Raw genomic sequence first — 15,026 nt, forward strand, 5'->3', positions numbered from 1 at the left:
CGGCAGGTTGTCAGAGCCGAGGGTGTTCGTGGTGGTCGAGTGATTACGTCTTTCGCCGGAATGACCTCATCGGGAGATTTCGGCTTCCCGTGCGAAAAATCAGGTTCCGCTGAGCGGGGTGGCCAGTTGCAGGTCCTGGTTGATCTGGTAAATGCTGTCGTCAGGAATCGCATCCGCAGCCTGTGAAAACAGCTTTTTGTCAGACAGCCACGGGATTAACTCGTGTGGGCCTGGAATGTAGCCTTGCCAGTTGCCATATCGCCTCTCGATACCCATGTTGTTGATGCTGAAGTTGACGGGTATCGATGCCAGCCAGTAGTTGTCCGCGACATGTTTGCCGGTCGTTGGGATATTGAACGTCCATCGCCTGGCCGCCTTCAGTGCTGCCTTGGCCAGATCGTTCCGGAGGGATTTCATTTTTCTGTCACTGGCATAGACCGTCAGGTTGACCTGCTGGGCTGCGGCGTCCTTGACAAGTCCGTCCCTGCCGACGCGCAGCAACAGATACACCGTGCCAGTGGCCCCTGCATCCAATGACTCTTGCGGGTAGACCGGCTGCGCTCTCGTTTTGTAGCTGATGGTTTCGCCGGGGGCCTGGTGCTCCTCGGCAAACTGTGCGGCGGATATGCTGACGGAGTCATGCTGGTCGTCGATTCGCCGGGCGATGATGCGCAGGCTCATGCTTGCCTTCACTGCTGCAGCTTGCTTGTCCTCGAACTGAAACTTCCAGTCGGGTACGTTTTGCCGGATGACCTGGATGACGACCGGAGGGAGCTTGTCGGCGCGATCGATGGCATAGCTGCCGACACTGCCGTCCGGCTTGACCACAACAGTTCCGGTAATCAGCATGCTCGCTTCGGCCCGCTGGCGCACTGCAGAAAGATCGTTGGCCGCTGCCACGCATGCCATCAGGACACAGAACAATCCCACCAGCCACTGTTTCATCCGTGCACTCTCCCCGGGCGTGGGGCAACTCTACCTGCGTATCGACATGGATGGTAGCGAGAGTGCCCGTTATCTGTGCCCCGATCGGGGGCGGGGGACGATCGGCTGGGTGACAGGCGCTGCCCGCGGCACACGCCATGGTATAGATCGGTTTCCGCATATCGCTCGTGCTGGTTTCCGGTGCTGGTGCATGTCTAATACCTGGTGATACACGAGTGGCATCGGCCGGCACTTGCATCCTGGATGCCGAATAGATTGCCACGTCAATTTCGGCCACAACACGCCTCGGAGCGGTGCCGTTGCAGTCGAGTGGCGACACATCGAATCCCGTTGTGCAAATCAGCGGGGTTCAGGGTTTCGCCGGCGGCGTATCCAGCTTGTCGAAATTCACGATGGCGTTGAGCACCAGCGGGTAGCCGCCGATGGTTTCGCCGCGCCAGATCGGGTTGCTGGCGAACAGCAGCACGTGGCCCTTGCCGTAGCGGGCGTCAACCACGGCGGCGCGTTCGGCCATCTCGTCGCCGCCGTCGAGCAGGCCGGAGATCAGCAGGTTCTTCGCGTCGGTGTAGCGCAGGATCACCCGCGGACGCTGGTCGGCGGGAATGACCCACGGGTTGTTGCGCATCTGCTCGGCGTTCAGCGGCAGCGGCTGCCATGGCTTGACGTCGGGCAGGGGAGCGGCGGCGATCGAGGCGCGGCCTTCAGGCGTGTCCGGGTCGTGCGGGCCGCCGCGTCCGGTCGGGCGCTGGAAATCCTTCGCGGTCGGCAGGCCCTTGTCGCCGGTGACCAGGTTGGACACCTTGAACGACTGGCCGGCCGCGCTGTACAGCGCCAGTTCGTCGCGGCTGTAGCCGGCGGCGATCGGGCCGCTGCGATCGACGAACTTCGCCTGCAGCACGCTGCCGACCACTTTCAGCTTGTCGGTTTTCGTGATGAACACGCCCGGCGCCAGACCGACATCGATGGCGAACTTCGCCGTGTCCTCGGCGGTGATCAGCAAGCCGCCCGCCTGCACGAACCGCTTGAGGTTGGCTACGCCGGTCTCGCCCAGTCCGGGGCGGATGTCGTCGGTGGCGTCGATATGGCCCAGGTTCGGCGTCAATGCGGTGGTCTTCCACGGCAGCGGATTGCCCCACATGGGCAGGCCGTCGATGATCTGCTGTGCGCTGGCATCGCCAACCGGGCCGAACAGGATCACGTCGTACTTCGCGCGCAGGTCGCCGGCCTTCGCCACGTCCTGGGTGCTGATGTAGTCGTACGGCACCTGCAGCTTGTCCAGCGCCATGCGCCACCAGCCTTCGGTCTGGGTGCTCAGCCAGGTGTGCATCAGCGCGATGCGCGGCAGTTTCGTAGGCGGCATGTCGACCGCGGCCAGGCCCTGCGGCACGGCGATCGGCCCGTCGAGCAGGCTCATCGGCGCCTTGAGGATCGCGGTGTCGGTCACCCGCACCACCTGGACGTCGAACAGGTCGCCCATCGACCAGCCGGTGTCGTCGTAGGGGTGCTGCTGCGGGTCCTTCGGCGACCAGTACTGGCGATCGAGCAAGGTATCGACGATGCGCGAGTACGGCTGGTCCATGCGCACGACATAGCTGCCGGCGGGGAAGGTCTGCGTCTTGGCCTTCTTCTTGCCGTCATCCTGCTTGGGCAGTGTCACCGTGACCGGCGCGCCGGTGCGGCTGATCTCCGCGTGCTGCAGTTGCAGAACCCGCAACAGCTGGGCGCGCGAACCGGGGCGCTTGTCGTCGGCCGGAAACACGTAGGCGGCGGGACCCGCTTGCTGCGGCTTCTCGATCGAGCGTTTGCTCTTCAGGTAGAAGTTCTTCAGGAACTGCTGGCCGTTGCCGGAGAAGTAGGCCAGCGCGGTGAGCAGGCCGGTCTGCTGGTAGTTGTTGTTGTTGCGCTGCGACCACAGCACGGTCGGCAGCGGCGGGTTCGGGCGGTACCAGGTGCGCTGGTATTCCTCGGGGTCGAGGATGCGCTGCACGGTGTCGGCGCCGGCGTTGCCGAAGGTTTCGTACAGGCGGCTGATGCCGTTGTGCATGGCGGCGATGAACATCAGGTAGCCCGGGCTCCAGGTGTCGAAGTCACCGTGGGTGAACACGCCGGGCATGCCGAGCCGGGTCAGCTGCTGCACGTTGTCCCAGCCCAGCTGTTGCCACTCGCCGGTGAGGATCGGATCGATCCACGCGTTGTACGGGCCGTCGCCCACGGTGTTGTCGTACAGGAACGGCACCGATTCGTGCAGGTCGTGCAGCACCTGCGCGTGCCAGCCGACGAAGGTGTCGGCCACGTGGCGGGTGAGGTTCAGCGACATGCCCATCGCGTCGCGGTTGTTGTCGTGCGCCACGTAATGGCCCCAGTACAGCAGCCGCGGATAATTCTGGCCTGGATGCGCCAGGTGCCAGTTGTACAGGTCGGCCATGCGGTCGCGGCCGTCGACCTCGACCACTGGGGTGATCAGGGTGATCACGTGCGAGCGGATCTGCCGGATGTACGGCGCCTCGTCCACCGCAAGGCGATAGGCCAGTTCCATCAGCGCGGTGGGCGAGCCGGTCTCGGTGGAGTGGATGGCGCCGGTGATGTAGTAGACCGGCGTGGACTGCGCGATCAGCTGGTCGGCAGTGGCGTCGTCCATGCCGATGCGGCGCGGGTCGGCCAGCTTGGCGAGGCGCGCCTTGTTCGCGTCGAGGTCGGCCAGCAGGCTTTCGTCGGCAATCGCCACCGCGATCATCTCGCGGCCTTCCTCGCTCTTGCCGATCGAGAACACCTTCACCCGCGGGCTGGCCGCGGCCAGCGCGCGGAAGTAGCGATGGACGTCGGCTACATGGGGCAGGTAGTTCGGTGCGCCGGCGATGTGGTCGAGCACCTTGTCCGGCGTGGGCACGCTGGCGGAGGCGGGCAGGTAGTCGGTCAGCGGCGAATTGAACGAGGGGTCGGTGGTGAATTTCAGGATCTGCGCCGTATACGCCTGGTCGACCGGCTGGGCCGTGTCGCGGGCAAACGACGACGCGGTGATCGCCGCATCGTCCGCAGCGATCGATGCCATGGCACTGACCGTGCCGAGCACCAGCAGGGTGGCAAGCGAGAGCCGAACGGATACACGCATGATGGATTCCCCTGGGACGGCAGACGACAGATCGCTGCACTCTGCCAGAACATGGGCGGAAACGCGTAGCCCATCAGTTGGGTGGGCGCGCCAGGAGCATGCAGCATGGATCTTCACCATGTCCTTGCCGCTTTGCAGACAGGATCATGGTCGATCAGTCGTCATTCGATGCGCGCTTGAGCTATTGCGTCACGCCGGGTCCGATGTTCGCGCCGAGGAATTGCACCAATTGGGTATACAGCTCGGCGATGTGCGCCTCGTCGTAGAACCCGTGCATTTCATTTGCCTTGAACAGCCATTCGTGCGCAATGTGCCGGTTCGCCAACGCCTGGTGCAGACCGAGTCCCTGGATCGGCGGCACACGTTCGTCCTTGCCGCCGACGACCAGCATCACGTGAGCCTTGAGAGCGTCCAGCTGGTTGATCGGCGAGTGCCGGGCCAGCACGGTCATGTCATCGCCCAGTTGCCGCTTGAGATATTCCTCACCGTAGCTGGACTGCGGGATGTCGCCGCGGTGGTACATCAACGGCAGGTCGTAGACGCCCACGTAACCGATCGCGCACTTGTACAGGTCGGGCTCTTTCACCGCTCCCTCGAGCGCCGCGTAGCCGCCGTAGCTGGCGCCGTAGATGCAGAGGCGCTGCGGATCGGCGATACCGTGCGCAACCGCCCAACGGGTGGCATCGGTGACATCGTCCTGCATCCTGCCGCCCCACTGGCGCCAGCCGGCATGCTCGTAGTCGTAACCGTAGCCACCGGAGCCGCGATAGTTCACCTGCAACACGACATAGCCGCGGACTGCCAGGGGTTGCACGAGGGTGTCGTATTCCCAGCGGTCGCGTATGCCAAATGGCCCGCCGTGAACCAGCACCACCATCGGCAGGTGTTTCGCGTTCTCCTGGCCGGGCGGGAAGCTCAGGTAACCGTGCAACTTCATGCCATCGCGTGCGTCGAAATCGAATGGCTGCTTGAACGCCATGTGTTCCGGGTTGATCCACGACATGCGTGCGAGCAGAGGCGTGAGCTTGCGCGTTTTCGCGTCGTACAGCAGGAACGTTCCCGGGTTGACGTCGGCTTCCACCAGCACCACGCTCTGGCTGCCGTCGCGCGTACCCGAGACAAAGCGCACGCTCTCGCCGGGGAATTGCTTCATCAGGGTCAGCAGGACCTGTGCGTCGGTCGACTGGCTGTCGAACAGCGCGGTGCCGGTACGGCCGTCCATGAAACCCACGCCGAGGATGCTGTCGTCTGCCAGGCCTTGTAGCAGGCTGTCCGGTTCGACGGTGGGGTCGCTCCACACGACTGTCTGGGACCGATTCGCCGGATCCCATCGGCAGATGCCGAAAGCACCAGGCGCGGGGCAGGTGAAGTAGACCGCCGTGTCGTCGCGGTCGAACCCGATCGGGATCGAACGGTTTTTGCTTTCCTCCGGCAGCAACTGCCAGCCGTCACCATCGAGCGGGTGCAGGTAGACCTTGGTATTGCCGTCGTTGTCCCAGCCCACGGCAAAACGGATCCTGCCCTGGTGGTCGGCAACGAATTGCGCGCCGCGCAACGGCGCGACGATGAGCCGGTTCTTGTTGCCGTTGCGCACATCCATGCGGTAGGCGGTCGGCAGGCTCAGCTCATTACCGTCTCCCGACCACGAGCTGATCGCCACCAGCACATGGTTGGGATCGTTTGGAATCGTGGCGATGAACTGGGCAGTGCCGTACTCAGCCGTGGCATGCTGGATGTGCGAGCCGGTACTCATGCCGGCTCGGCGGAAGCCGTACAGCGTATCGGCGCCGTTGCCATCGGCACTGACCGCGAACAGTTCGCCGGTCGCCAGCGGTGCATCGTAACCGCCGATGCGGATGCCTACCGAGTACAGCACCCGCGTGGACGACGCCCACCAGAAATCGGTGACATCGTTTTCCTCGCGCGGACGAACCAGCGTGCCCTTCATGTCGGACAGGTGGATCAGGGCCAGCACGGTCTGCCCCTTCACCACGGCGGTGGCGGCGAGATACTGCCCGTCCGGGGAAATCTTGACGTCCTCGTACTGGGCATGCCGCGCCAGCTCGGCGAACGAAACCGGCTGGGCGTACAACACAGCGGCAAGCGGCAGGAGCAAGGCCGCAACGATCCAGCGTCGCACGTCCATCATCTGAATTCCCCTGTCGTGATTTCGCGGCTGCACCTTGCGTGCAGCCGCATCCCCGGTGCCATTTATAGCGATCAGCAGGGTCGGGGGCAATCAATCGGTCAGGGGGCACGGAGCACGGGCCGCCCCCTGATCGAGCGTGACGCAACGGCTTGCGATTACCGTTTCAGTAACGCGGTCAGTTGGTCGAGCTGCGCACGATAGCCGTCAAGCACCTTCGCGGTGTCCACGGCGTAATGATCGGCTTCACCCCATCGACGTGACTCCAGCGCCTCGCGCACGCCGGGCACGGTCTTCACCTCGTAGCCGGTGAGCATGCCGGGGGCGTAGATCATGTGCTTGAACCAGGCACGCCCAGGCAGGCCGGATGGGTCGGTGAGACGCTGCTCCATGCTGCCGATCAAGCGGTCCAGTTGCTGCCGCTGTGCCGCGGCCAGGTCGAAGCCGGCGGCGGCACGCTTGTCGTAGGCGGCCTGGTAGGCCTTGGCACTTTGCGCGAGCTGTTTCGCCGCCCGGTCGAGCGGGGCGAGGTCGATCGCCGGCATGTCGGAGTCGCGCGCGGGCGGAGCGACCGGCCGGATCGGGTCGGCGTCGAGTGCGAACGCGTGGCCGTCAAGCAACTTGTGCTGCTGTTCGGTGGCCTTGCGGGTGCTGTCCACCAGCTTGTGCAGTTCGCCGACGTAGCGGTCGAGCGTGCGGCTGAAGTCGCCGAAGCGCAGCGGCAGCACGTCGGCGTTGGCCGTGCGCAGCACGACGTGGCCGGCGACCTTGGCCAGCGCCACGCCGTATTCGAAGCTCGGGTCGCCGAAGCGGACGTAATGGTCGAACGAGTCGTAGCGCGAGTGGTAGATGCCGCCATTGTCGTCCTCGCCGCCGAAGCCGAGATCCAGCGAGGCGATGCCGAGGTGTTCCAGGAACGCGCTGTAATCCGAGCCCGAGCCCAGCGCCCCGATCGGCAGGTCGCCGCCGGCCGCCGCCAGCTTGGCGATGGTCTTGGCTTCCGGCTTGGCGTCCTTGTTGCTGCCGTCCACCAGCATGTGCGCGCGCAGGCGTTCGCGCACGCTGACGTGGGTTTCCGGATCGGTCACGCCGGCGGCCACCTGGTTGACCAGGTGCTGCAGCGAGTGGCTGCCACCGGCGCCGAGGAAGCCGCGGCCGTTGGTGTCGGAATTGACGTACAGCACGGCCTTCTGCTGCAGCTCGGCGGCGTGCGTCTCGGCCCATTCGGTGGAGCCGAGCAGCCCCGGTTCCTCCCCGTCCCAACTGGCGTAGACCAGGGTGCGCTGCGGCCGCCAGCCCTGCTTGAGCAGGCCGCCGATGGCCTTGGCCTCGGCCATCAGCGCGATGTTGCCGGCCAGCGGGTCCCAGGCACCGAACACCCAGCCGTCATGGTGGTTGCCGCGCACGATCCACTGGTCCGGTTCGGTCGAGCCCTTGATCGTGGCGATCACGTCGTAGACCGGTTGCTGGCCCCAGTTCGATTGCACGGTCATGTGCACGTTCGCCGTGCTCGGGCCGACGTGGTAGGTCAACGGCAGTGCGCCGCGCCAGCCGGCCGGCGCCACCGGGCCGGTCAGTGCCTGCAGCAACGGTGTGGCGTCGGCATAGGAGATCGGCAGCACCGGGATCTTCAGCAGCGTCGTCGTGTCCTTCAGCGGCAGGCGCTTGGCGCCCGCGATGGAACCCGTGCCGGGGGTCAGCGGATCGCCGGGATAGACCTGCATGTCGGCCACAGAACCGCGCTGCACGCCTTGCGCCGGACGCCAACCGCCTTGCGGATAGACGTCGCCCTTGGCGTAGCCGTCGTCATGCGGATCGGAGTAGATCAGGCAGCCGACCGCGCCATGCTGCTGCGCGAGCTTCGGTTTCAGCCCGCGCCAGCCGCCGCCGTAGCGGGTGAGCACGATCTTGCCGCGCACGTCGATGCCGCGCCGCGCCAGCTCCTTGTAGTCGTCCGGCATGCCGTAGTTGGCGTAGACCAGCGGTGCGCTGATGTCGCCATCGGCGCCGTAGACGTTGTAGGGCGGCAGGGCGCCGGCGAGGCTGGAGGTGGCATCGCCGGCGATGGCCGGCTCCTTCAGCATGGCGGTATAGGGCTTCGGCCCCAGCAGTTCCAGCGCCACCTTCTTCGGCGTGGGGTAGAGCACGTCGAAGGTCTCGATGTGCGCATCCCAGCCCCATTCGCGGAACTTCGCCAGCATGAACTCGGCATTCGCCCTGTCGTGCGGCGAACCGACCTGGTTGGGCTGCGACGACATCTGCTTGAGCCAGCTGCGCAGCTCAGCGGGATCTAGCTGGGCGTCGAAGCGCCGTTCGAGGTCTTGTTCGGTGGTCGCTGCGGTGGCGCTGAAGCCAAACAGGGGGCCGTCATCGGCGTGGCCGGGTGCGTTGGCGGCGGCGACGGCGAAGGTCGCCAGCAGGCAGGGCAGGGTCAGCAGAGGCCGTATCGCGTATCGGATCATTTGGGTCATTCCCCCTGGATGGTGGTGGCGGATTCCGCCGGCGGCGCCGGCTGAGGCGGATCGGCAAGGTCGGATAGCCGGGCCGCATTCCTGCCCCGGATGGTGACGTCCCGGGCGAAGAGCAGGCGCGCATCCGCATCCGTGTAGGTCAGCCTGTACTTGCCGGGGCGCAGGTAGAGCACGCTGCGGGGTTCGACCAGGCCGTTGCTGATGCGGTCGCTGGTGACCGCGTTCAACGGGACCGGGTCGAGTACCAGGCGATCGGCGGGAATCGCGTCGCTGCCCTCGCCGGCATAACGCGCCTCGACCATGCACGGATAGGTATGGTTGCATCGTTCGCCACTAACGAGGTACGGCTTGCGGCTGCCGCCGAGATCGAGCCACGTGGGTCGGCCGCGGTTGAGCGCCTGTGGCGGGAAGAACACGCTGACGTCATAGCCCGGGCGCAGCGACCACGGCCGGCCCTTCCTGCCCACGAACACGATCGGTGCCTTGGGCTGCAATTGCTGCATCACCGCGGCGTAGTCGGGGTGGTCGTCGCTGGCCGACGGATGGGGATACAGCATGGTCTGCTCCACTGTGAGCGGGTCGATGCCGCTGAGCTTGTGCAGGTGCTGGGCCATCGTGGAACCACCCAGATAGGCGCCCGATTCCTGGATGTGCGCGTAACCGGCGTCGACCACCAGCCGCGCCTTCGGATCGTTCTTGAATACCTGGCGATAGAGGTTGCGGGCCTGCTCGGCCTCGCGGGCATCGCCGCCGGCATCGGAGAGCGCTTCGTAGGCGACCACCTTGAAGCCCAGCTTCAGGGCGGTGCGCACCATCTCGGCGCAGATCGGTTCCTGGGTATAGAAGCCGCTGTCGGCGACCGGATAGCCACGCGCCTGCAGCCCAGTATCGGTCTGGTAAAGCGTCTCGGCGGCGAAATAGTCGAAACCCTCCGCGCGCAGCTTGCCCAGCAGCTGCACGGTCAGCGTGCGGGTGAGCGGTACGTTGTGCGCCTCGTTGAAGAACACCGCGCGGTAGTTCCTGGCCAGTTCGGGAATCGCCTCCAGCGCCGGCCTGGCACGGTAGTCGGAGTTGTCCAGCGGCGAGGGGCGGTCGTCCGGCTGCGCGGGCTGCTTGATCGAGAAGCTGGCTGCGGCGTCCGGATAGTCGCCGATGAAGCTCTGGTACCAGCTCAGGTACTGGCCAAAGATGATGTGGAAGGCGGGGTCCGGGTTGGTGGCGTAGGGATAGCGCATCACCTGGTACTGGGCCAGCAGGCTCCTGTGCTTGTTGGCTTCGCGCATGATCTGCTCGGACTTCTGCGAAGCGGCGACCTGTTCCGCCTGCCATTGGGCGGCCGACTGCGCATGGCCCGGCAGGCCGGGCAGGAACAGTCCAAGTGCAAGGCCGAGCACGGGGAAGAGGGGGCGGCTTGGCATCGGGTTCTCCTGATACGGTGTTCGGGAGGTCGTCTGCCTGTTTTTACGGGCACGCGCAGGCTGTCGCGTGGCAGCACGCCGGAACGTGCGCGGATGGGCCAGCCGGGGTGGCATGGCCGCGGCCGAGCATGCAGCATGAACCGCGGTGGTGCCCCGTGCCAAGCGGCACAGGGCCATCGCCGCGATTCGGGAGCACAATCCGGGAACCCTTGCTCACTGAGGAGTACGACCATGCGTCCCACTGTCCTTGCTGTGTTACTTGCCGTCGCCTTTCCTGCCGTGGCCCTGGCCCAGGCCGCGAACCCGCACGAAGAGGCGGTTTCCGCCGCGGTGCAGAAAGCGATCAATGATCCGGCCCGCCATGCCGATCGTTCCGATGATGCCCACCGCAAGATCGGCGCGGTGATGATGTTCGCCGAAGTGAAGCCAGGCCAGAAGGTGCTGGAGCTGGTGCCGGGAAGCGGCTACTGGACGCGCGTGTTCAGCGCCATCGTCGGTCCGCAGGGACACGTCTACACGGTCTGGCCGGGCGAGATGGCGAAGTACTCCAGCAAGAGCCTTGCGGAATGGCAGAAGCTGGCCGCCACGCCGCATTACGCCAATGTCACCCTGTTGCAGCAGCCGGCGGCGCTGTTGAGCGCGCCGGAGCCGGTCGACCTGGTATTCACCGCACAGAACTACCACGACTACCATGACCCGTTCATGGGGCCGGTGGACATGGCCGGCTTCGACAAGCGGGTCTACGACGCGCTCAAGCCGGGCGGCCTGTTCGTGGTGATCGACCATGCGGCTCCGGCCGGCTCCGGCCTTGCCGATACCGACACCCTGCACCGCATCGATCCGGCGGTGGTGAAGAAGGAAGTGGAAGCGGCCGGTTTCGTGTTCGACGGCGAGAGCGACGCGCTGCGCAACCCGGCCGACCCGCACGACATCAAGGTGTTCGACAAGTCGATACGCGGCCACACCGACCAGTTCATCTACCGCTTCCGCAAGCCGGCGAAATAACCGCCCGCATCCCGGCGGGCTGCGCGCATGCGTCGCGCGGCCCGCTTGAGCTGCGACGGCGGTTGGCGGCACCATCGGGTTATCCATGCAGCCAGATCCACATCTGGCTCACGATGCCGAGGAGTGCCGTGAATCCCGTTGACCCCGCTGCCTTGTCCGCGCCTGATCCGGACGACCCGCCGCCGGTACGACCGACCGAGCCGGACGCCGCCGACTGCTGCGGCGAAGGTTGCGTGCGTTGCGTGTATGACGTCTACGAGGAAGCACTCGAGCGTTACGAGGCCGCACTGGCCGCGTGGCGTACCCGTCATCCCTGAGTTGCGTCCGCCGAGGAGGAGTCATGAGGATCGCCGTGACCCGTGAGGTCAGTTCCGCCCCCGGTGGCTGCTCGACGCCGGTTTCCAGATGACGGCCGTCGACGTTTCCGGGTTGCGGCAAGCCGAAGGCGCGATGACCTTCTGCAGCCTGGTGTTTCACGCGCAGGAGTGAGCCCAGGCGATGCGCATCCACTATCGGCTCGCCGGCCCGCAGGACGCGATCGTGATCGGCGTGTTGGCGCGACGGGTGACGCGGCGCTGGATCTTGCCGGATCAACCGGCCAGTGCGGCGCCGCCGCTGTTGCTGGGCATGAGCGCACGGGTGATCCGCAAGAAGATCCTGGCCGGCCAGCGCTTCCACCTGGCGTGGTGCGACGACGGGCGCCTGGTCGGGGTGGCCGCCATGCGCGAGGATTCCCACCTGTTCCAGTTCTTCGTCACGACCCGCATGCACGGTCACGGTATCGCACACCGGCTGTGGCAGCGCGCCATGCTTGATGCCGTGCGCCGCGCCGGCACGCGCCGCTTCACCCTGAATGCCTCGGCGATGGCGGTACCGGTGTACCTGCACTTTGGTTTTGTGCCCAGCGGGCCGCTGAAGGTCAGCGGTACCGGCCTGGTCGTTCAGCCCATGCACCTCGATCTGCCATGATGAAAACGGCGAAGGGATGCCTGGCGGATTCCTGCACTGCAACGATCGACGGGAGGATGGACACATGGGCGGGAGCGATGAAACCACGGCCACGGGCAAGATGATCCGTTTTGCCCACCTGCGCTGGCTGGTACGGATCATCCGGCACCCTTCGGCGATCCTGCTGCTGGTGCAGTTGATCGGCCTGCTGCTGTATCCGTTCATCGAACACACGCGCCCGGCGCGGGCGCTGTTTGGCGCGTTCGGCGTGCTGGTGCTGGGCCTGGCGATCTCGATGGTGCGGCGCACGCGCGGGCGTGCCTGGATCAGCGCCTGCATCGCGCTGCCGGCGGTGCTGTTCAACGTGCTCGACCTGACCATGGACATGCCGGAACTGCGGCCGTGGTGGGCAGCGCTGGAGGCGATGTTCTATTTCTACGCGGCCGGGTGCCTGATCAGCTACATGCTGGCGGACCGCCGCGCCACCACCGACGAACTGTTTGCCGCTGGCGCCACGTTCACCCTGCTGGTGTGGGCGTTTACCTATGTATTCGTGTTGTGCCAGACCCTGCAGCCAGGCTGCTTCTCCGCTGCGGTCGACCCGCATGAGGCGCGCAGCTGGACCGAGCTGCTGTTCCTCAGCTTCGCGCTGCTGTCCAGTACCGGCATCGGCGACGTCATTCCGATCACCGTGCATGCCCGTGCGGTGGCCAGCCTGGAGATGTTCGTGGGAGTGATGTACGTCGCGCTGGTGGTGTCGCGGCTGATCGGGTTGACCCTGCTGCGTCGCGGCGAATAGCCGGGCGGGATCTGCGGGCCGCTCAGGTGCTTTTCGATACGGGAAAGCTGCGCCGGAGATCCTGCTGGCAACGCGCGATCAGGGGCGGCGCGAAGACACCGGGCCAGCTTTGGCTGAGGTCCGGGTTGTCGGTGAGCCGTTCGTGTTCGATCAACAGCTGGGCCATCGCCAACCGATCGGCTACGGAAAGCGCTTTGCCCAATGCCGAGGCCGCCGGTGCTGCCGGCGCCTGGCATTCCGTCATCGCATCGATCACGCGCGGCGGCAGCTCCCAGTGTTGCGCAACCTGCAGCGAAAGCCGTGCGGCGAGCCTGGCGCAGTTGGCGAGAAAGCCTGGCGATGGCGGCACGGTGTCGCCGGCGGGCTTCAGTAGATCCAGCAGGCGTATCACGGCGCCGTCGCCGGTGTGGGAGACGATACCGGCCAGATAGGCCTCGAACGCGTCGCAGCCGTTGTTCCTGCCGAGCCAGGCGCAGGCATGGGCGCAACGCTCGGCGTGATGCCACAGGCGTTCGCCGGCAGCGTGGCCCGGCGCACCGGTATTGGATTGCAGGATGGGTTTCATCACGTGCTGGGTAAGGACCCGGCGCAAACCGTCCTGGCCCAGCACCACCACCGCCTGCTGCAGGCTGGTAATCGGCTGCGCCGCGCGGTAATGCACGCTGCCGGTGACCCGCATGATCTCGCCGACCATCAGGGGGTCGCGGCCGATCAGCCTGGCCAGCTCGCCGCCGCCGGCGTTGTCGTTCTTCAGGGCGCGCAGCAATTGCGGCAACACCGTCGGCAGGCGGGGCAGGCTGCGCATGTCGAAGCGAGTGCTGAGCAGTTCCAGCCGTTTGAGCGTGGCGAGCTCGAAAGCGCTGAGTCCATCGGCTTCGCTGTCGGGAACACCGAGTACGAAGCGATGGAACCGACCCTCGATTTCCGCCAGCGGTAGTGCCGATGGAGCGGCGGGCGCCATCGGAGGGGCGCGCACGGACGTCAGGGCGGCTGGCTGCGCGCGATTCGCTGACACCGTTGGTTTCCGGCTGCGAAAAATGCGCCGCCACATGTTCCCCATATTCCGTGCCCCTCGTCCCGGCGCGCCGGCTCCCGGGCGACCCGTCTCGAAATATCGGCAGCGGGCGGGGAAAGTTTAGCGAAGGGGGAGGCAGCCGGTTCCGGTCTGCCGGTACGGCCGGCAGCATCGCCGGGCAACCGGCCGTGATCCGGGGCTGCCTCCGTGTCGCGGTGCGTAAGGGCCTGGGCTTACTTGTTCTTTTTCTTTTCCTGCTTGGCGGCCTTCTTTTCCTTCATGGTCTTGGCCGGCTTCTTCTTCTCGCTCTTCTTCGAGTCCATACCCTTGCTCATGCTGTTCTCCGCGGTGTGGTGGGTGACTGTGACGCACAGGCAAGTCTAAGCCGTTCCGCCGGCCAGGGGGTAAGGCGGCCGGCAGCCTGGGTCAGATGCGTTCGTGCGGGGCGAGATAGCGCCATTGCCCCGGCGGCAGCTTCGCCAGCGGGATGCGACCCACGCGCAGGCATTTCATCGCCAGCACCTTCAGGCCGACCGCGTTGCACATCGGCTCGATCTGGCTCGGCTGCAACACCTTGAACGCGAAACGCAGGCGCTGCTCGCTCTGCCAGCTGACCTTGATCGGCGGCATCGCGTAGTTGTTGAAGCGCAGGCCGTGGTTGAGCAGGGCCAATCCGTTCGGGATCAATGCACCGCTGACCTCGACCACGAACTCCTGTTCGATCCGGTCGATGTCCTCGGTGAGCTTGCGGGTGACGCGCCAGTCCTGGGTGAAGATCAGCAGGCCGCTGGCCTGGGTCGGCAGCGCCAACGGCGTGGTGAGCCGCTGCATATGCCGCTTCAACGGGCGTACGCCGGAACCGTCGTCGGGCCAGCGTGTCTGCGGGGTGACCAGTGCGCTGGCCGGATTCGGGCCGTTGCCGGCGTCGTAGCCGGCCGGCTTGTGCAACACCAGGGTGGCCGCTTCGGCGGGCGCCAGTTTGGCCTGCGGATCGAGTTCGACGCGCTGCGCGTCGACCATGAACTGCGGTTCCTCCACCACGACGCCGTCGACCCGCACCCAGCCGCCCTCGATGTACTGCTCGGCCTCGCGCCGCGAGCACTGGGCCAGCGCGACGACACGTTTGGCGAGGCGGACGGGGTCGGTCATCGGGGTGCCGTGGGAAGGAGG

The 15,026-nt window shown here is 65.9% G+C and carries 11 protein-coding genes; 4 read left to right on the forward strand and 7 right to left on the reverse strand.

Features of this window, described 5'->3' with window-relative positions; all coding sequences use genetic code 11:
* Positions 1-99: 99 nt before the first annotated feature.
* The 5 genes from ABIE04_RS12435 to ABIE04_RS12455 all read right to left on the reverse strand — a co-directional run bounded on the left by ABIE04_RS12435 (position 100) and on the right by ABIE04_RS12455 (position 10,089).
* A complete protein-coding gene (locus ABIE04_RS12435) occupies positions 100-945 on the reverse strand; it encodes an energy transducer TonB (protein WP_354550589.1) in 846 nt (281 codons plus the stop codon).
* A 349-nt stretch (positions 946-1,294) separates the two neighbouring features.
* Positions 1,295-4,054 (reverse strand): M14 family zinc carboxypeptidase, encoded by a 2,760-nt coding sequence (locus ABIE04_RS12440; protein ID WP_354550591.1) that lies wholly within the window; start codon positions 4,052-4,054, stop codon positions 1,295-1,297.
* 181 nt (positions 4,055-4,235) lie between these two features.
* Positions 4,236-6,203, reverse strand: a complete 1,968-nt coding sequence (locus ABIE04_RS12445) for an alpha/beta hydrolase family protein (RefSeq protein WP_354550593.1) — start codon at positions 6,201-6,203, stop codon at positions 4,236-4,238.
* Between the two features lie 155 nt (positions 6,204-6,358).
* Positions 6,359-8,662 carry a transferrin receptor-like dimerization domain-containing protein gene (locus tag ABIE04_RS12450; protein WP_354550595.1) on the reverse strand — a complete coding sequence of 768 codons (2,304 nt, stop codon included), beginning with the start codon at positions 8,660-8,662 and terminating at the stop codon, positions 6,359-6,361.
* Between the two features lie 5 nt (positions 8,663-8,667).
* Positions 8,668-10,089 (reverse strand): hypothetical protein, encoded by a 1,422-nt coding sequence (locus ABIE04_RS12455; protein ID WP_354550597.1) that lies wholly within the window; start codon positions 10,087-10,089, stop codon positions 8,668-8,670.
* Positions 10,090-10,320: 231 nt separating this feature from the next.
* On the opposite strand from ABIE04_RS12455, the gene ABIE04_RS12460 reads away from it, so the two are divergent.
* From ABIE04_RS12460 to ABIE04_RS12475, 4 genes are all read left to right on the forward strand, one after another.
* On the forward strand, positions 10,321-11,094 hold the full coding sequence (locus tag ABIE04_RS12460) for a class I SAM-dependent methyltransferase (RefSeq protein WP_354550600.1): 774 nt from the start codon (positions 10,321-10,323) through the stop codon (positions 11,092-11,094).
* 128 nt (positions 11,095-11,222) lie between these two features.
* A complete protein-coding gene (locus tag ABIE04_RS12465; protein WP_354550602.1) occupies positions 11,223-11,411 on the forward strand; it encodes an oxidoreductase-like domain-containing protein in 189 nt (62 codons plus the stop codon).
* A gap of 181 nt (positions 11,412-11,592) precedes the next feature.
* On the forward strand, positions 11,593-12,063 hold the full coding sequence (locus ABIE04_RS12470; protein WP_354550604.1) for a GNAT family N-acetyltransferase: 471 nt from the start codon (positions 11,593-11,595) through the stop codon (positions 12,061-12,063).
* 64 nt (positions 12,064-12,127) lie between these two features.
* Positions 12,128-12,841 (forward strand): ion channel, encoded by a 714-nt coding sequence (locus tag ABIE04_RS12475; RefSeq protein WP_354550607.1) that lies wholly within the window; start codon positions 12,128-12,130, stop codon positions 12,839-12,841.
* Positions 12,842-12,863: 22 nt separating this feature from the next.
* On the opposite strand, the gene ABIE04_RS12480 is transcribed toward ABIE04_RS12475, so the two are convergent.
* Together ABIE04_RS12480 and ABIE04_RS12485 are read right to left on the reverse strand one after the other, a co-directional pair.
* Positions 12,864-13,856 carry an HDOD domain-containing protein gene (locus tag ABIE04_RS12480; RefSeq protein ID WP_354550609.1) on the reverse strand — a complete coding sequence of 331 codons (993 nt, stop codon included), beginning with the start codon at positions 13,854-13,856 and terminating at the stop codon, positions 12,864-12,866.
* Positions 13,857-14,282: 426 nt separating this feature from the next.
* A complete protein-coding gene (locus ABIE04_RS12485) occupies positions 14,283-15,005 on the reverse strand; it encodes an rRNA pseudouridine synthase (protein WP_354550611.1) in 723 nt (240 codons plus the stop codon).
* Positions 15,006-15,026: the final 21 nt, after the last annotated feature.

The sequence above is a fragment of the Rhodanobacter soli genome, from assembly GCF_040548735.1.
Classification (GTDB): Bacteria; Pseudomonadota; Gammaproteobacteria; order Xanthomonadales; family Rhodanobacteraceae; genus Rhodanobacter; species Rhodanobacter soli_A.